The following is a 16765-nucleotide window of genomic DNA, read 5'->3' as shown; positions in this document are numbered from 1 at the left end:
GCTCTCATTTAACGTGTCAATTTCGATGAGGTTATTTTTTCTGTGCCTGCAGGATCACAAATTTACCGTTGGAGGCGACTGTGGTGCAGTTCTTAAATAAGCGCTGTAATTTTACATGGTAAGCCAGATGACGGTTACCGACGATATGTAAGATCCCCCCCTCTTTTAAGCGGCGGCGGGCATCTAAAAACATTTGCCAGGCAATATGATCGGTAATGGCTTCACCTTGATGGAAGGGCGGATTACACAGTACCAGATCCGGTTGCACTTCTTCTGGCAGATGCGTCATGCAATCGTCCCAATAAAAGTGGCCTTTGTCTGCGGGCAATTGGTTGCGTGCCCAGTTTGCCTTGGCTGATGCGACTGCCATTTCAGAATCGTCGATAAAGTGAATGTCAGCCTCTGGGAATAACTGGGCGGTGCGTAACCCCAGCACGCCATTGCCACAGCCGAGATCAACAATCGACTTAAAATCCCCTTTGGGCAGATTCTCTAGCATGATGCGTGCGCCAATATCGAGTTTGTTGGCGGCAAACACATTACTTAAATTGCTGATCTCAAGTTGATATTCGGGTACGGCCCAAGTCACTTCTTTGGCTAATGGTCTTGGTTTGCCATCACTGACACAGGTGATCACTCGCGTGTTTTTCCACGCTAAACTGGCGCTTGCGGGGCCTAAATGCTTAGCAAAGATGTCGAGTAAGGCGCCATTAATCGATTTGGATTTGGCGGCCACTAATACACGAGTGCCTGCGGGTAACACTTGCGACAAGCGCGTTAGCTGGTGAGCAAAGTAGCTTAAGTTCTTAGGCAACTTCATCAATACTAAGGCTAAGTTTTCTGGCAAGGTATCGCGGCTGGTAAACCATTGCAGATTATCCATAGGCAACTGATTGCGGCCATGGTTTTGTTCTGTGCCTAAAAAGCTGGTTCTGGCATCGGTTTCAACACGCAGTGGCCAACATGGATTCAATTTAGATAAACCGCAGCTTAAGGCGCCGAAACTGTCGTTGATAATGGCGGTTGGCACGGCGGCTTGCTCTGACTCAATAAGGCTTTTGAGTAAGTGTTCATCGGCGGCATCCCAAGCTTGAAGATTAGATTCCTGCTGAGCTGGATACCGTAAGAGTTCGAGTTCAACACCCGCTACTGAAAATTGTGTTGTCATGTGCCACACTGCGCCAATAAATTTAAGGCGCAGATTATCGCAGATTTCATGGCGCAGTGCGACGGCTCACATGGAGGACGTCAATGCAGCAAGGTAAGTTAGGGTTTGATACAGAGGGTGAGGCTCAAATTAAACCGCCCATCACCTTAGTGCGGGGTTATCTTAATGCTGAGCAGCAAGCGGCGCTAATGAAAGAAGCGCTGACCTATCCCTTAAATCGCCCTGAAATCCAAGTCTTTGGTCAGTTTCACGCGATTCCTCGCCAGCAAGTGTGGTTTGGCGATTTGGGCTGCGACTATTTATATTCAGGACTGTTTATCCGCGCCTTACCTTGGCCTAAATATGCTCACAAGTTGAGGGATAAGCTAGCGCGGGATTATGGTTTGGAGAGCAATGGGGTATTAGTGAATCGCTACGCCGATGGTAAAGATTGTATGGGCGCCCACAGTGATGATGAACCTGAAATTGCTCAGGGGAGTCATATTGCTTCTATTACCTTAGGCGCCACGCGGGATTTTGTGCTTAAGCATAAGCACAGCCAAACCAAGTACAGCATAAGTTTGAACAGTGGCGATCTACTGATCATGCATTGGCCTATGCAAAGTGACTGGTTACACAGCTTACCTAAACGTTTGAAAGTAAAAGAGCCGCGTTGGAACTATACCTTTAGACAACTGATCGTTAATTTCCATGGTTAATTGCCTCCCGCTAACTGTCTATGGTGAAGCACTGCGAAATATGGCTGATATAAAGTGGTGGGGCATCAACAAATTGAAAGCGTGAATTTGATCTTTTCAATTTGAAGCAGTACTCTGCGGCAACTGGATTTTCCCATTCTGAGACTCGAATATGTCCAATACTCATGTGCAGGGCACTGTGGCTAACACTATTTCGCAGAAATTAACCGAATGCTTTTCGCCGACCCATTTAGAAGTGATTAACGAAAGTAATCGTCACCATGTACCACCGAATTCAGAAACCCACTTTAAAGTTGTGCTGGTGAGCGAGCAGTTTGATGGCTTACGTTTATTAGCCCGTCATCGATTGGTCAACACTCACTTAGCCCATGAGTTAGCCAATGGCGTGCATGCTTTGTCTATTCATACTTTCACTCAAAATGAGTGGGATGCGAATGCACAAATACCTAATACGCCAAATTGTCGCGGTTAATTAATCGTTCAGCAATATTGTTTAGCTTAGATTTCAAGGCCACTCTTCATAGAGTGGCTTTTTGTTTTAGGCCAACTTAAGACTATTTTTGAGTTTGCCGACCTTAGTTTCTAGTTTCCCTACCTTAGTTTCTGTGTTAACAATATGTTTTATTTTAAGAGGTTGGGCGATGTGATTGTCGATACCCATCTTGAGTGTATTTCCATGTCAGTTGGATCCATGTGCTCGTTTGACATCAGGGAGACTATTAAAAATGCGTAAGTTAGGGAGTTTGTTTATCTCAGTGCTGCTGATGGGACTGAGCGGTTGTAACCCCGTCTCCAGTGATGCGCAAAGCGTGGCCGCTTCCCATGCCGCAACTGATGTTCCCCACGCTTTACCTGCTATTGAATGGCGTCTTGCAACCTCTTGGCCGAAAAACTTCCCAGGTTTAGGCATGGCTCCTGAGCGTTTTGCGCATTTAGTCGATGAAATGTCTAACGGTCGGTTAAAGATTAGCGTTTATGGTGCGGGTGAGTTGATGCCCGCTTTTGCCGTATTTGATGGTGTGAGTCAGGGTAAAATTCAAATGGCCCACTCCGCTTCTTTCTACTGGAGAGGAAAAGCGCCCGCAGCGCAGTTTTTTTCATCGATCCCCTTTGGTATGACCGCGCAGGAAATAAATGGCTGGCTTCACTATGGTGGTGGTATGGAGCTGTGGACTGAAGTGTATCAACCCTTTGGGATAATCCCCCTCGCGGGTGGCAATACTGGGATGCAAATGGGTGGCTGGTTTAATAAACCCATCAATACCATTGCTGATTTTAAGGGATTGAAGGTCCGCATGCCGGGCTTAGGTGGTGAAGTGTTGAAACGCGTTGGTGCTGTACCTGTAAACATGGCGGGGCGTGAACTTTATGGTGCATTGCAAACGGGGGCGATTGATGCCGCAGAGTGGGTAGGGCCAGTGAATGATCTTGCCTTCGGTTTACATAAAGTGGCTAAGTACTACTATTACCCTGGTTGGCATGAGCCAGGTTCAAATATGGAATTCTTGATTAATACCGCAGCCTTCGAGAGTTTACCTGAGGATTTACAGGCCATAGTCAGAGTTGCTGCGAGAGCCATTAACCAAGATATGCTCGATGAATACACGACCCGTAACGTGACCGCTCTTGAAACGTTAGTGAAGGACGAAGGTGTGGAACTTAAAGCGTTTCCACCGAACGTGTTGTTGGAGCTTGAGAAAATCTCCAAACAAGTGATTGAAGACCAAGCGAATCAAGATCCCTTAATGCGAAAGGTATACGATGCCTATCACACGTATGAGCAAGGTGTGCGCCAGTACCATAAAATATCTGAGGATGCTTACAGTCAACAGCGTCAACACTAAATGATGGTTTTTTTTACTGCAAACTGTCACATTAGCATCTGATTTATATGAGATGATTTCATCTTAGATTATCTTGTTATCGGCGTAATTCATTTGGTGTTATGCTTGCAAGCCATAAATAGACAGTTACAGTGGCGTTGATGTCGCCCTGAGAATTTGGAGATCCCTATGCCATTACTTGATAGCTTTACCGTCGACCATACTCGGATGAATGCCCCTGCGGTTCGTATCGCTAAGCATATGAGCACGCCAAAGGGCGATGCCATTACTGTATTTGATTTACGTTTTTGCGCACCGAATAAAGAGATCCTCAGTGAGCGTGGAATTCATACTCTAGAGCATTTGTTCGCGGGTTTTATGCGTGACCATTTAAATGGCAGCGATGTTGAGATCATTGATATTTCGCCAATGGGATGTCGTACCGGTTTTTATATGAGTTTGATTGGTGAACCCACAGAGCGCCAAGTGGCCGATGCGTGGTTAGCCGCGATGGAAGATGTGCTTAAAGTGGTTGAGCAGTCTGAAATCCCTGAGCTGAACGAATACCAATGTGGTACGTATGAGATGCATTCATTAGAGCAAGCACAAGATATCGCCCGTAATATTATTGCTGCAGGCGTAAGTGTTAATCGTAATGACGATCTAAAATTAAGCGATGAAATTCTAGGTAACCTGTAATTGTTCGCACTCTTATAGTATGAGAGTGCTTCTTTAGTAAATTCAGTTTCCTGAAGTAAATAAGAGAAAGCGACGAGAGTCGCTTTTTTTTTCAAGTAAACTCAGCTATTTTACAAGTCAATAACAAAAACACCGTACGCTAACAAAGTTTTTGGGAGCTTGGTATGCCTAGTCGTTACTTCACTGTATCACTTTGTGCAATTTCTGTTTCTCTTGTCTGTTCTAGCACAACGTTCGCCGATGATCTTCACAGTCAAATGCTTGAATTGAACAAGCTCAATGACACATTTCATTCAACGTCTAATCGTTTAGCGTTAGGTCAATTGACGGCTTTGACGGTTTTGCCTGCGGATCTTAGTGGAAATCCCGCGAGCATCAGTATGCGCAGCGCGACTCAAGGTATTGCGGTATTACAAGATAGAGTGTATTTCTCCCCTGCGCCGTATTCGGCACCGCAATTACAACTCTTACCTAATCTGCTGCAACAACAGAGTGTTACTGCTACCCCGATGGCAAATATGGCTGTCGGTGGGCAAGGTGCGTTTGGGGTGGTGAGTTATCAAACCTTACCTGTTGCTGAGCAGACCGAGAATAGTAAGGCGACTCTCGAGGGCAATACCGATTCAGACTACAGTGTCGATATGAATTGGGGAGTGAAGCAAAAAGAGTATGGCATGATACTCGCGGTTAATTATGCAGATAATAGCGGCGCCGATCACTTGCTCAATGGTCAAGACACAGACCACCAAACGACAGACATCTTATTTAAAATCAACGCCGCGAGTTTACTCGGCGCTAGAAGTCCACAGGTGACTGAGTTTACTTACCAGTTTCTCGATGATGATAGTTATCGCTCTCAGCTTGGGTTAACACAGGCCGATTGGCAACAAGATCCTATGAGTTTGTATTCGGCCACTGCGGCGGATAAACATCAGGGGCGACATCATAAGTACCAACTGTCTCACCAAGTTACGCTCAATGGTGGGCATAAGGTCACCACAGACTTTTACTACCAGTCCTATTCGCAGCAATTAAACCAACTCAATCAATTTGATGGGCAAATGCTCGATGCCCAGAGTCTTGCTGCGTTGGCCGCATTTGAACGTCAGCCGACAGTCGATGGCGTCGAACTGGCTTCTTTACAGCAAGACAATGATTTCAGCTCCTTTGGGGCACAAACTGAATCAGTGAATCAGTATGGTGCCCATCAAATTATCTATAGTGCCCGTTATCATACGGATAAAGCCGAGATGCACCTTGGCGATCAACAGAGTCTATGGCAGCAGGACTTGAGTTTAGTGAGTGATGCACAAAATCCGTTATTGGCCTATACCGACGATGCAACAGCATTTACTTCGGCAATCGATTCCTTGTTTAATTGGGACGAATTACAGATAAAGCTCGCGCTTGCCTATGAACAAGTGAGCGTCAATCGCAAGGTCGATTTAGCTTATGTAGGACTGGATGCGGCTGATTTCTCCGACAGCGATTGGATGCCACAACTCGGTGTTTTATATGATGCTGGAGATTGGCGCTTTAGTACGGATATTCGCCGCTCATGGACCGCCGCAAGTGCGGGGAATCTTGAGCAAGAGGCACAAGTATCATTGCAATATCAAGTCAGCGCCCAATATGCCAGTGAGCATTTTAGTGCTGACATCAAAACCTACGTTCAAGATTTTGATAACCTGCATGTCAATTGTGATGCGTATACCCAATGTGCCGACAGTCGTTTGTGGGTTCAAGGTAATGTTGTGGATGTACTGACCAAAGGAGTTGAGCTGAGTCTTGGCTACCAGTGGGATATCGGTAGTGTACAGTTACCATTAGTCTTAAATTATCAATATTCGAATTCGGAGTATCAAACCAATAGCTGTAACGAAATCCAAGGTTGCGTTGTGGCTGGTGATAGAGTGGCTTGGTTACCTGAGCAGCAATTGCATTTTAGTGCTGGAATGAAATATGCCGAATATGAATTGAATGCAAATGTCTTTTATCAATCCGAGCGGGAAATGGGCCAATTTGGCGCTGAATTACAGCCTATCGCAGTACAATGGCGAGTAGATTTGGCGGCGAATTATCATTTTAACCGTCACCATGAGATTTATTTTAGGGTAGAAAACCTCTTAGATGAGACATTAGTCACAACAGCATCAAATAGCGGAATTCGATCGGAAAATGGACGTATTAGCTATTTAGGTTATCAATGGCGCTTTTAAATTGAGTTTTATTTTGTTTGAATTTAAATCAATTGAAACAAATAAGATCGATTTCGGCTGCGTTTAGTGGACGTTTCGACTTTTTGCTAAATTAAATCTTTAATTATTAATGCTATAGTACCCAGTGGCCGTAATATTCTCTCTTTCTGATCAGTCACTAGGTCGGAAGGTGAACGCCGTAGCGCATGATTCTTTTCAATCCGTATTTTAGGTTTGAAATCACCTATAATTTTCGTGGCGATGCCAAGTCAATTGGGGTAAAATGCGCGCGACCAGCGTGATTGCGATCGCATTTCTGTGATAAATCTGCGCTAGCTCAATGCAGTAGGTTTTGTTTAAAACCTAAGTATTTAGCAGGAACGCGGCGCATTGTCTTTCCTTCAAACGTAGTGCTTGTGGATATGATTACAATTAAGAAAGGATTGGAACTGCCTATAGCAGGCGGACCAGAGCAAGTTATCCATAATGGCCCAGCCATTAAACATGTAGCTACTTTGGGTGAAGAGTATATTGGCTTACGTCCAACGATGAAGATCAAAGTGGGCGATAAAGTACAAAAAGGCCAAGTTCTTTTTGAAGATAAGAAGAATTTAGGCGTTAAATATACGGCTTTAGCCAGTGGTACTATATTAGACATTAACCGGGGCGCCCAGCGTGTTCTGCAGTCTGTTGTCATTGAAGTGGAAGGAAACGACAGCGTTGCCTTTGCTAAATATGATGCCACTGCACTCGATACGCTCGACTCGCAGTTAGTCCGTGACAATCTGATTGAATCAGGTTTATGGACTGCTTTGCGTACTCGTCCTTTTAGCAAAGTTCCTGCTGTAGACTCTTCTGCTGCTGGTATTTTTGTAACCGCAATAGATACTCAACCTCTTGCCGCTGATCCCGTTGTGGTGATCCGTGAGCATAAAGAAGATTTTGCTAATGGTCTTAAGGTCTTAGCAAGACTTACTGACGGTAAAGTTTACCTTTGTAAAGCGCCTGGCGCTGATATTCCTGCCGCAAACGCCCAAGTTGAAGAATTTGCCGGTGTGCACCCTGCAGGATTAGTCGGTACTCACATTCACTTCTTATTGTCTGCCTCTGCAAAACGTACCGTTTGGCATATTGGTTACCAAGATGTAATAGCAATTGGTCAGCTATTTACGACGGGTGAACTCAATACCGAACGTGTTATTGCGATCGCAGGCCCTAAAGCGGCTAAGCCAAGACTCGTACGCACTGTTGTGGGCGCGAGCATGACTGAATTAACCGCAGGTGAAGCCTTAGATGGCAATGTTCGTCTAATTTCAGGCTCTGTTCTGAATGGTCGTACAGCCGTTGGCCCACAAGGGTATTTAGGTCGTTACCATGTTCAAGTAAGTCTGTTAGAAGAAGGTACAGAGAAAGAATTTTTAGGCTGGGTATTACCAGGCTCAGACAAATATTCTATCACTCGTGCATTCTTAGGACATCTTGCTCCTTCTCGTCTGTTCAGCATGACGACCAGTACAGGTGGTTCAGACCGCGCTATGGTGCCAATTGGTAACTATGAGCGTGTAATGCCATTGGACATTCTTCCTACTATGTTGTTGCGTGACTTGATTTCAGGTGACTTTGACGGTGCTGCTACTTTAGGCGCGTTAGAGTTAGATGAAGAAGATCTCGCACTGTGTACGTTCGTATGTCCAGGCAAGTATGACTACGGTTCATATCTGCGTGACTGTCTAGATACGATCGAGAGGGAAGGCTAATGAGCTTGAAAGATTTTTTCGAACGTATTGAACCCGACTTTGAAAAAGGCGGTAAATACGAAAAGTTTTATGCCCTATTCGAAGCGGCATACACGATTTTTTATACCCCAGGTAAAGTGAACAAGGGCAAAACCCATGTTCGCGATAACCTCGACCTAAAACGTATGATGATTACGGTTTGGGCTTGTGCTTTCCCAGCGATGTTCGTGGGTATGTACAACGTAGGTTTACAAGCTCAATTAGCTTTAGTGGCTGGTTTTGCTACCCCTGACGTATGGCAAGTGAGCTTGTTCAGCATGTTCGGTACCGAACTTACGGCAAACTCTGGCTGGCCTGCGCTGATGTGGTATGGCGCCTGTTTCTTCCTACCTATCTACGCGGTGACCTTTGCCGTCGGTGGTATCTGGGAAGTGCTGTTCGCCTCTATCCGTGGTCATGAAGTCAACGAAGGTTTCTTCGTTACCTCTATCCTGTTTGCTTTAACGCTGCCAGCAACTATCCCATTATGGATGGTGGCGCTGGGTATCACCTTCGGTGTGGTCGTGGCGAAAGAAGTGTTCGGTGGTACAGGGCGTAACTTCTTAAACCCAGCACTAGCGGGTCGTGCCTTCTTGTTCTTCGCTTATCCGTTGAATATGTCAGGTGATACCTCATGGGTTGTGGCTGACGGTTACTCAGGTGCAACTGCACTGAGTCAAGCGGCGTCTGGCACTTTAGATTACGCAATTAACCAAAACTGGTGGGATGCGTTCTTCGGTTTCATTCCAGGTTCAGTGGGTGAAGTGTCTACATTAGCGATTCTGTTAGGTGGTTTGGTCATCATCTACACGCGTATCGCTTCATGGCGTATCGTTGGCGGTGTAATGGTGGGCATGATTGCCATTTCTACGCTGCTTAACGTTGTCGGTAGTGACACTAATCCAATGTTTGCAATGCCTTGGTACTGGCACTTAGTGTTAGGTGGTTTTGCGTTTGGCATGATGTTTATGGCGACAGACCCAGTGTCAGCGTCATTTACTAACCAAGCTAAATGGGCATACGGTATCTTGATCGGTGCAATGGCTGTGTTTATCCGCGTGATTAACCCTGCATTCCCTGAAGGCATGATGTTGGCAATTTTGTTTGCTAACTTGTTCGCGCCATTGTTCGACCACTTCGTGGTTCAGGCAAATATCAAGCGGAGGATTGCCCGTGGCTAGTAATAAAGATTCGTTCGGCAGAACCTTATTTATCGTCGTTGGCCTGTGTCTAATTTGTGCGATATTTGTGTCTACTGCAGCAGTGTTACTGAGACCGACTCAAGCAGAAAATAAACTGCTTGATAAGCAAAAGTACATTCTGGAAGCCGCTGGTCTTATCGATACTAAAGCTGGCAAAGTGACCAAAGCGCAAATTCTAGATACATACGGCAAACACATCGAAGCTAAACTGGTCGATTTGAAAACGGGTGCTTGGGTTGAGGGTGTTGATGCTGACACTTATGATCAACGTAAAGCTTCTCGTGATGTGAAAACCTCATTTGTACCTGAGAATGACATCGCTTCAGTGAAACGTGTTGCTGATAAGGCTGTGGTTTATCTTGTTCGTGACGGCCAAGGTAAATTAACCAGTGTCATTCTGCCAATCCATGGTTATGGCCTATGGTCTACTATGTATGCCTTCCTTGCTATGGATGCTGACCTAAACACAGTGCAAAGCTTAGTCTACTACGAGCACGGCGAAACGCCGGGCTTAGGTGGCGAAGTGCAAAATGCTCAGTGGAAAGCGAAATGGCATGGCAAAAAGTTATTTGATGAGCAAGGTAAACTCGCTATCAGCGTAACGAAAAACCCAACTGTTGCTAGCACTGAGTACGGTGTAGATGCATTATCTGGCGCAACCTTAACGAGTAACGGTGTACAACATTCACTGACATTCTGGTTGGGTAAAGAAGGTTTTGCGAGTTTCATTGAAAAAGCACGCAATGGAGGTCTCAACTAATGTCTGACGCTAAAGAACTGAAACAGGTTCTGACCGGACCTATAGTCAACAACAACCCGATTGCTTTACAAGTACTTGGTGTATGTAGTGCATTAGCGGTAACGAGCAAGCTCGAAACTGCACTGGTAATGGCGTTGGCGTTAACTGCGGTAACTGCGTTTTCGAACCTGTTTATCTCAATGATCCGTAATCATATTCCAAGCAGTGTGCGTATTATCGTACAGATGACCATTATTGCCTCTTTGGTAATCGTGGTTGACCAATTGCTGCAGGCTTATGCTTATCAGATCTCTAAGCAGCTGTCGGTATTCGTCGGTCTGATTATTACGAACTGTATCGTAATGGGTCGTGCCGAAGCCTACGCGATGAAAACACCGCCAATGATGAGCTTTATGGATGGTATCGGTAACGGTTTAGGTTACGGTGCGATTCTGTTAGCTGTTGGCTTCGTACGTGAACTGTTTGGTAACGGTTCTCTGTTCGGTGTTGAAATCCTGCACAAGATCTCTGATGGCGGCTGGTACCAACCAAACGGTCTGCTACTACTGCCTCCGAGTGCGTTCTTCCTGATCGGTGTTTTGATTTGGATTATTCGTACCTATAAGCCAGAGCAAGTTGAAGCAAAAGGGTAAGTGCGATGGAACATTATATTAGCCTGTTAATTCGCTCTGTTTTCATTGAAAACATGGCACTGGCCTTCTTCCTAGGTATGTGTACTTTCTTGGCTGTGTCTAAGAAAGTCACTACCGCCATGGGCCTAGGGATTGCGGTAGTTGTAGTGTTAACTATCTCTGTCCCAGCAAACCAAGTTATCTATCAAGGGCTGCTAGCTCCTGGTGCACTTGCTTGGGCTGGCGCACCTGAAGCTGACTTAAGCTTCTTGAAATTCATTACCTTTATCGGTGTGATTGCGGCTTTGGTTCAAATTCTGGAAATGGCACTGGACAAGTACTTTCCACCTTTGTACAACGCATTAGGTATTTTCTTACCTTTGATCACAGTGAACTGCGCGATTTTCGGTGCGGTATCATTCATGGTTGAGCGTGACTACAAGCTAGGCGAGAGTGTGGTGTTTGGTTTCGGCTCAGGAGTGGGTTGGGCATTAGCTATCGTATTGATGGCCGGTATCCGTGAGAAGCTGAAGTATGCCGACGTGCCTAACGGCCTACGTGGTTTAGGGATTACCTTTATCACCGCTGGTTTGATGGCCTTAGGTTTCATGTCGTTTTCAGGTGTGTCTCTGTAAGAGACACATAACGGCTTCTTGAATTGGACCTTCTAAGGATAAGTTAATGGATATTCTTGGTATTTTTAAATCTACTCCGCTCGAGGTTTACCTCGGTGTGAGTATGTTTACTGCTATCGTCCTCATCTTGGTATTAGTGATTTTATTCGCTAAGTCTAAGTTAGTGGCTAGTGGTGACATCACGATCGGCATTAATGACGATCCTGAAAAAGCGATTACAACCGGTGCGGGCGGTAAGTTGTTAGGCGTTTTGGCTAACAGCGGTATCTTCGTATCGAGTGCGTGTGGTGGCGGTGGCTCATGTGGCCAATGTCGCGTGGTGATTAAGTCTGGCGGCGGCGATATTCTGCCAACGGAACTTGACCACATCAGCAAAGGTGATGCCCGTAAAGGTTGTCGTCTTTCTTGTCAGGTTAACGTTAAGAACGATATGGAAATCGAGCTTGACGAAGAAATCTTCGGTATCAAGAAATGGGAATGTGAAGTTATCTCTAACGATAACAAAGCCACTTTCATTAAAGAACTGAAGCTGCAAATTCCTGATGGCGAGTCTGTACCATTCCGTGCTGGCGGTTATATTCAAATCGAAGCACCTGCTCATCATATTAAATATGCAGATTTTGATGTACCTGCACAATACCGTGGCGACTGGGAACACTTCGGTTTCTTCAATCTTGAATCTAAGGTTGATGAAGAAACTATCCGTGCATACTCAATGGCTAACTACCCAGAAGAGTTCGGCATTATTATGCTGAACGTGCGTATTGCTACGCCTCCACCACGTAACTTGACTCTGCCTTGCGGTAAGATGTCATCTTACATTTGGAGCTTAAAAGCTGGCGATAAAGTGACAATTTCTGGCCCATTCGGTGAATTCTTCGCGAAAGATACCGATGCAGAAATGGTGTTTATCGGCGGTGGTGCGGGTATGGCGCCAATGCGTTCACATATCTTCGATCAACTGAAGCGTCTTCAGTCTAAACGTAAGATGAGCTTCTGGTACGGTGCACGTTCTAAGCGTGAAATGTTCTACGTAGAAGATTTCGACGGCCTAGCGGCTGAGAATGATAACTTCGTATGGCATGTGGCACTTTCAGATCCTCAACCAGAGGACAACTGGGATGGTTACACAGGTTTTATTCATAACGTATTGTATGAAAACTATCTGAAAAACCATGATGCTCCAGAAGATTGTGAGTTCTACATGTGTGGACCTCCAATGATGAACGCTGCCGTCATTGGTATGTTGAAAAATCTTGGTGTCGAAGACGAAAACATCCTGTTGGATGACTTCGGCGGCTAATGTTCATTAGTCCTAGATAGAAAAGTTGCAGATGTTGAGGTTAACCTTTCATCTGCAACTTTTGCATTTAAGGGCCCAAATAAGAGTAGTAGGTCACTATGTTTCAGACCTTAAAGATCAATACCTCAGCACTAAAGCATTCATTTAACTGGCTAGTCCTCGTGGGACTGGCCTTTTTTGTTTCAGCCTGTTCAAAGCAAAACGAAGTCATTTCGTTGGCCGGCAGCACTATGGGCACGACTTATCACATTAAAGTCGTCCCGAATGAGCAGATGCCGACGGCGCAGTTACTTCAAGCGGAGATTGATTTAGCCCTTGAGCTAGTCAATGACCAGATGTCGACGTATCGGCCTAATTCAGAATTATCCCGTTTCAACCAATTGCCATTGGAGCAAAGCGTTGAAGTCTCACCGGATACCATAAAAGTGGTGCAAGAGGGAATACGTTTATATCAAGTGACTGATAAGGGACTTGATATTACCTTAGGTCCTTTAGTTAATCTGTGGGGTTTTGGACCTGATAAGCGTCCAACGAAAGTTCCGACACAGGCTGATATTGATGCGGCTAAAGCCAAAACAGGGATTAGTGAACTTTCCATTGAAGGCAACCGTCTAAGTAAGCACAACACCCATTTATATGTAGACTTATCATCAATCGCGAAGGGATTTGGGGTTGATAAGATCGCTTCCATTCTTGATAAATACCACGCGACAGGGTATTTAGTTGAAATCGGTGGCGAACTGAGTATCAAAGGTGCCAAAGGTGATGGAAGCTCTTGGCGTGTTGCTATAGAGCAACCGACCAATGATGGCTCTGAAGCCGTACAGCAGGTTATTGCACCTGGTACTATGGCGATGGCGACCTCTGGTGACTATCGTAATTATTATGAAGAAGATGGCCAACGTTTTACGCATATAATCGATCCGCGTACTGGTTTGCCGATAAATCATAAGTTAGCATCCGTGACTGTATTGCATCAAAATTGTATGACGGCCGACGGTTTTGCGACGGCCATGATGGTTTTGGGCACAGAAGCATCATTGGAGCTTGCCAAGAAGGAACACTTGGCGATAATGCTAATCGAAAAGCAAGGCGACGGATTTAAGGTCTATTACAGCGACGCCTTCAAGCCTTTCCTTATTTAGTTTTTGGAGTAAACCATGACCTCTTTTATCGCGGCATTTGTGATCTTGTTAGTCTTCTTTTTACTCATGTCGATTGGTTATCTCATCAAGCGCAAAGCCGTTGAAGGAAGTTGTGGCGGTTTAGGTGTTCTAGGGATTGAAAAAGCGTGTGATTGTGATGACCCTTGTGACAAACGTAAACGTCGTATGGCCGCTGAAGAAGCGCGTCGTGAGAAGTTAACGAAAGACCGCATTATCTAAATAGTCTTGATTCGATCATAGCCCCCCATTTAGGGGGCTATTTTTTGCCTCGTATTTTCTTACACGGGTTAATCATTTGAGATTTATCCTTGGGATTAGAGTGGGATAGCAAGTTAATCTAAGCAGGAATGAGAATGCTTTTCATCATTAAGTGAGTGAAATATAAAGATAATTTGAGTTGGTCGATAAATTGTACTAGGCTAGAAGCTTGATTTAGATCAATCTTTTCACGCTTACCAAGGATAGTAACTTATGAAAGGTCATCCTAAAGTGGTTGGGCAACTGAATCGGGTGCTTACCTGTGAGTTGACCGCCATCAATCAATATTTCCTCCATGCCCGCATGTTTAAACATTGGGGCTTAGAGAAGTTAAACCACGTCGAATACAAAAAATCCATCCAAGATATGAAGCACGCCGATAAGCTCATCGAGCGAGTGCTGTTTTTGGAAGGTCTGCCTAATCTGCAACAACTCGAAAAACTTCGCATTGGTGAACATAGCCAAGAGATGCTCGACTGCGATCTGGCCATGGTGCAAGAGCAGCTTACATTGTTGCGTGATGCGATCAGCTTGTGTGAAGCCGAACAGGACTATGTGAGCCGCGATCTGCTGGAAGATATTCTCGAAGACGAAGAAGAGCACTTAGATTGGCTCGAGTCGCAGCAAGAGCTCATTACGCTAACCGGTATTCAAAATTATCTACAATCGCAAATTAGCGACCAATAGGAGCAAGATATGAAAGGCGATAAAGACGTTATTGATGCGTTAAATCGACTCCTAACGGGAGAACTCTCGGCAATGGATCAGTATTTTGTCCATGCCCATATGTACGAAGATTGGGGCCTGAATGAACTCTATGAGCGTATCGCCCATGAGTCAGATGATGAGAAAGCCCATGCAGCCAAATTAGTGCAGCGCATTTTATTCCTCGAAGGTACACCCAATGTTGCCGCCCGTGAGGCATTGAACATAGGTAAAGATGTAGAAGAGATGCTACGTAATGATCTTGCCTATGAATACAAGGTCGCGGACGATTTGCGCAAAGTGATTGCACTGTGTGAGCAGAAGCAAGATTACCAGACACGTGAAATCCTCGAAGTATTACTCGACGATACAGAGTCTGACCATATGTATTGGCTCGAAAAACAACTTGGGCTTATTGACCGTGTTGGATTGCAAAACTACCTGCAAACTAAGATGTGAGCCTTAGATTGTTAGGTTGAGTAAATACCTAGGCCACTGAGTGTAATGGCCTAGGAAACTCAGTTATTAAGCATGTCTGTTGTTCCTCACACTTGTCTTGTTCTCTTTTCTAGCGCTAGGCCACATCTTATTGGCCCAAATCTATCAGGAATACTTGATTACTGTTTTTATATACAGTATTTTGGCGTTGGAGGAATTCAACGTGCGAAAAATTATTCATATCGATATGGACTGCTATTTTGCTGCAGTGGAAATGCGCGACTTTCCTGAGTACCGTGGCAAACCTTTAGCTGTGGGGGGCAGTAGCGACCGTCGCGGTGTTATCAGTACTTGCAGTTACGAGGCACGTAAATTCGGTGTACGTTCAGCAATGGCAACGGCTTATGCCTTTAAGTTGTGCCCTGAGCTGATTTTAGTTCCGGGTCGGATGCAGGTTTACAAAGAAGTGTCGCTACAAATTCGTGAAATATTTTCTCGCTATACCCAATTAATTGAGCCGCTTTCCTTAGATGAAGCTTATTTGGATGTGAGTGAGTGCCAACAACATAAGGGCTCTGCGACCTTGATTGCCCAAGCGATTCGTCGCGATATCTTAGCCGAAACGGGTTTAACCGCATCGGCGGGTATCGCGCCAGTAAAATTTTTAGCTAAGATCGCCTCGGATCTGAACAAGCCAAACGGCCAATATATCATTACGCCAGAGACGCTTTCTGAGTTTGTTAAGACCTTATCGCTGCGTAAAATTCCCGGTGTTGGTAAAGTCACCGCAGAAAAGCTCTCTTCGCTCGGGCTCAATACCTGTGGTGATGTGCAAGCTTATTCTAAACCTGAGCTCTTAGCGCGATTCGGTAAGTTTGGTGGCGTGTTGATTGAGCGTTCCCAAGGCATAGATGAACGGGGTATTTCTGCCGACAGAGAGCGCAAATCAGTGGGTGTTGAAACCACGTTAGCAAAGGATATTTATAGCTTAGAGCAGTGCCAGCAGGTGATGCCGAGTTTGATCCAAGAACTGTCGTTGCGTTTAAGTCGCAGTGCTAAGGAACGCAAAATACATAAACAGGTGGTCAAACTTAAGTTTAACGATTTCAAGCAGACTACAATTGAGCACCGCAGCGATGAAGTCTCGATTGTAATGTTCTATGAGCTACTCGCACAGGCTATGGAAAGGCAAGAAGGCCGTGGCATTCGTCTATTGGGTATTTCGGTCGGCCTCGCCGATTCTACTCTTGTCGTCGCCACAAGCTTAAACGGCCAGACTCAGCTGGATTTAGCTCTCTAGTGGGTGGAGCACAATAGCCTATATTG

The 16765-nt window shown here is 45.2% G+C and carries 17 protein-coding genes; 16 read left to right on the top strand and 1 reads right to left on the bottom strand.

Annotated features, from left to right (window positions below):
- Positions 1-31: 31 nt before the first annotated feature.
- On the bottom strand, positions 32-1168 hold the full coding sequence (locus tag L5L91_RS18955; RefSeq protein WP_263237431.1) for a methyltransferase: 1137 nt from the start codon (positions 1166-1168) through the stop codon (positions 32-34).
- A gap of 83 nt (positions 1169-1251) precedes the next feature.
- Here L5L91_RS18955 and L5L91_RS18950 point away from each other — a divergent pair, with 83 nt between their 5' ends.
- The 16 genes from L5L91_RS18950 to dinB all read left to right on the top strand — a co-directional run bounded on the left by L5L91_RS18950 (position 1252) and on the right by dinB (position 16739).
- Positions 1252-1866, top strand: coding sequence for an alpha-ketoglutarate-dependent dioxygenase AlkB family protein (locus tag L5L91_RS18950; protein WP_168824961.1), 615 nt, complete (start codon positions 1252-1254; stop codon positions 1864-1866).
- A gap of 151 nt (positions 1867-2017) precedes the next feature.
- Positions 2018-2338: a BolA family protein gene (locus L5L91_RS18945; RefSeq protein ID WP_263237430.1), complete on the top strand. Its 321-nt coding sequence runs from the start codon at positions 2018-2020 to the stop codon at positions 2336-2338.
- Between the two features lie 253 nt (positions 2339-2591).
- Positions 2592-3710 (top strand): TRAP transporter substrate-binding protein, encoded by a 1119-nt coding sequence (locus tag L5L91_RS18940; RefSeq protein ID WP_263200414.1) that lies wholly within the window; start codon positions 2592-2594, stop codon positions 3708-3710.
- 168 nt (positions 3711-3878) lie between these two features.
- Positions 3879-4388, top strand: a complete 510-nt coding sequence (gene luxS / locus L5L91_RS18935; protein WP_028761570.1) for an S-ribosylhomocysteine lyase — start codon at positions 3879-3881, stop codon at positions 4386-4388.
- 164 nt (positions 4389-4552) lie between these two features.
- Complete coding sequence (locus L5L91_RS18930) at positions 4553-6607, top strand: TonB-dependent receptor domain-containing protein (RefSeq protein WP_263237428.1); 2055 nt, start codon at positions 4553-4555, stop codon at positions 6605-6607.
- A 401-nt stretch (positions 6608-7008) separates the two neighbouring features.
- Positions 7009-8343, top strand: a complete 1335-nt coding sequence (locus tag L5L91_RS18925; RefSeq protein WP_028761568.1) for a Na(+)-translocating NADH-quinone reductase subunit A — start codon at positions 7009-7011, stop codon at positions 8341-8343.
- Positions 8343-9542, top strand: a complete 1200-nt coding sequence (locus L5L91_RS18920; protein ID WP_105250021.1) for an NADH:ubiquinone reductase (Na(+)-transporting) subunit B — start codon at positions 8343-8345, stop codon at positions 9540-9542. Before L5L91_RS18925 ends, L5L91_RS18920 begins: the two co-directional genes overlap by 1 nt.
- Positions 9535-10323: a Na(+)-translocating NADH-quinone reductase subunit C gene (locus L5L91_RS18915; RefSeq protein WP_028761566.1), complete on the top strand. Its 789-nt coding sequence runs from the start codon at positions 9535-9537 to the stop codon at positions 10321-10323. Before L5L91_RS18920 ends, L5L91_RS18915 begins: the two co-directional genes overlap by 8 nt.
- Positions 10323-10955 (top strand): NADH:ubiquinone reductase (Na(+)-transporting) subunit D, encoded by a 633-nt coding sequence (locus L5L91_RS18910; RefSeq protein ID WP_006080467.1) that lies wholly within the window; start codon positions 10323-10325, stop codon positions 10953-10955. Before L5L91_RS18915 ends, L5L91_RS18910 begins: the two co-directional genes overlap by 1 nt.
- Before the next feature lie 5 nt (positions 10956-10960).
- Positions 10961-11569, top strand: a complete 609-nt coding sequence (gene nqrE / locus L5L91_RS18905; protein ID WP_006080469.1) for an NADH:ubiquinone reductase (Na(+)-transporting) subunit E — start codon at positions 10961-10963, stop codon at positions 11567-11569.
- A gap of 46 nt (positions 11570-11615) precedes the next feature.
- On the top strand, positions 11616-12872 hold the full coding sequence (nqrF, locus tag L5L91_RS18900; RefSeq protein ID WP_028761565.1) for an NADH:ubiquinone reductase (Na(+)-transporting) subunit F: 1257 nt from the start codon (positions 11616-11618) through the stop codon (positions 12870-12872).
- Positions 12873-12970: 98 nt separating this feature from the next.
- Positions 12971-14017 (top strand): FAD:protein FMN transferase, encoded by a 1047-nt coding sequence (locus L5L91_RS18895; protein WP_263237427.1) that lies wholly within the window; start codon positions 12971-12973, stop codon positions 14015-14017.
- Between the two features lie 15 nt (positions 14018-14032).
- Entirely contained in the window at positions 14033-14257 is a 225-nt protein-coding gene (gene nqrM / locus L5L91_RS18890; protein ID WP_105250019.1) for a (Na+)-NQR maturation NqrM, read from the top strand.
- 252 nt (positions 14258-14509) lie between these two features.
- Positions 14510-14983: a bacterioferritin gene (gene bfr, locus L5L91_RS18885; protein WP_006080475.1), complete on the top strand. Its 474-nt coding sequence runs from the start codon at positions 14510-14512 to the stop codon at positions 14981-14983.
- A 9-nt stretch (positions 14984-14992) separates the two neighbouring features.
- A complete protein-coding gene (gene bfr, locus L5L91_RS18880) occupies positions 14993-15460 on the top strand; it encodes a bacterioferritin (RefSeq protein ID WP_011918791.1) in 468 nt (155 codons plus the stop codon).
- Between the two features lie 202 nt (positions 15461-15662).
- On the top strand, positions 15663-16739 hold the full coding sequence (dinB, locus tag L5L91_RS18875) for a DNA polymerase IV (protein WP_263164235.1): 1077 nt from the start codon (positions 15663-15665) through the stop codon (positions 16737-16739).
- Positions 16740-16765 lie beyond the last annotated feature (26 nt).

The sequence above is a fragment of the Shewanella sp. SM55 genome (assembly GCF_025654025.1).
Classification (GTDB): domain Bacteria; phylum Pseudomonadota; class Gammaproteobacteria; order Enterobacterales; family Shewanellaceae; genus Shewanella; species Shewanella oncorhynchi.
The sequence above is the reverse complement of the archived record's forward strand: the minus strand, read 5'-3'. Positions and strand labels throughout refer to the sequence as shown.

Excerpts from the sequence above, each read along its gene's own strand:
- L5L91_RS18955 (WP_263237431.1), bottom strand. The coding sequence starts at position 1,168 with ATGACAACACAATTTTCAGTAGCGGGTGTTGAACTCGAACTCTTACGG.
- L5L91_RS18945 (WP_263237430.1), top strand. The coding sequence starts at position 2,018 with ATGTCCAATACTCATGTGCAGGGCACTGTGGCTAACACTATTTCGCAG.
- nqrF (WP_028761565.1), top strand. The coding sequence starts at position 11,616 with ATGGATATTCTTGGTATTTTTAAATCTACTCCGCTCGAGGTTTACCTC.
- L5L91_RS18930 (WP_263237428.1), top strand. The coding sequence starts at position 4,553 with ATGCCTAGTCGTTACTTCACTGTATCACTTTGTGCAATTTCTGTTTCT.
- bfr (WP_011918791.1), top strand. The coding sequence starts at position 14,993 with ATGAAAGGCGATAAAGACGTTATTGATGCGTTAAATCGACTCCTAACG.
- L5L91_RS18895 (WP_263237427.1), top strand. The coding sequence starts at position 12,971 with ATGTTTCAGACCTTAAAGATCAATACCTCAGCACTAAAGCATTCATTT.
- luxS (WP_028761570.1), top strand. The coding sequence starts at position 3,879 with ATGCCATTACTTGATAGCTTTACCGTCGACCATACTCGGATGAATGCC.
- L5L91_RS18950 (WP_168824961.1), top strand. The coding sequence starts at position 1,252 with ATGCAGCAAGGTAAGTTAGGGTTTGATACAGAGGGTGAGGCTCAAATT.
- L5L91_RS18920 (WP_105250021.1), top strand. The coding sequence starts at position 8,343 with ATGAGCTTGAAAGATTTTTTCGAACGTATTGAACCCGACTTTGAAAAA.
- nqrE (WP_006080469.1), top strand. The coding sequence starts at position 10,961 with ATGGAACATTATATTAGCCTGTTAATTCGCTCTGTTTTCATTGAAAAC.
- L5L91_RS18910 (WP_006080467.1), top strand. The coding sequence starts at position 10,323 with ATGTCTGACGCTAAAGAACTGAAACAGGTTCTGACCGGACCTATAGTC.
- bfr (WP_006080475.1), top strand. The coding sequence starts at position 14,510 with ATGAAAGGTCATCCTAAAGTGGTTGGGCAACTGAATCGGGTGCTTACC.
- L5L91_RS18925 (WP_028761568.1), top strand. The coding sequence starts at position 7,009 with ATGATTACAATTAAGAAAGGATTGGAACTGCCTATAGCAGGCGGACCA.
- L5L91_RS18940 (WP_263200414.1), top strand. The coding sequence starts at position 2,592 with ATGCGTAAGTTAGGGAGTTTGTTTATCTCAGTGCTGCTGATGGGACTG.
- nqrM (WP_105250019.1), top strand. The coding sequence starts at position 14,033 with ATGACCTCTTTTATCGCGGCATTTGTGATCTTGTTAGTCTTCTTTTTA.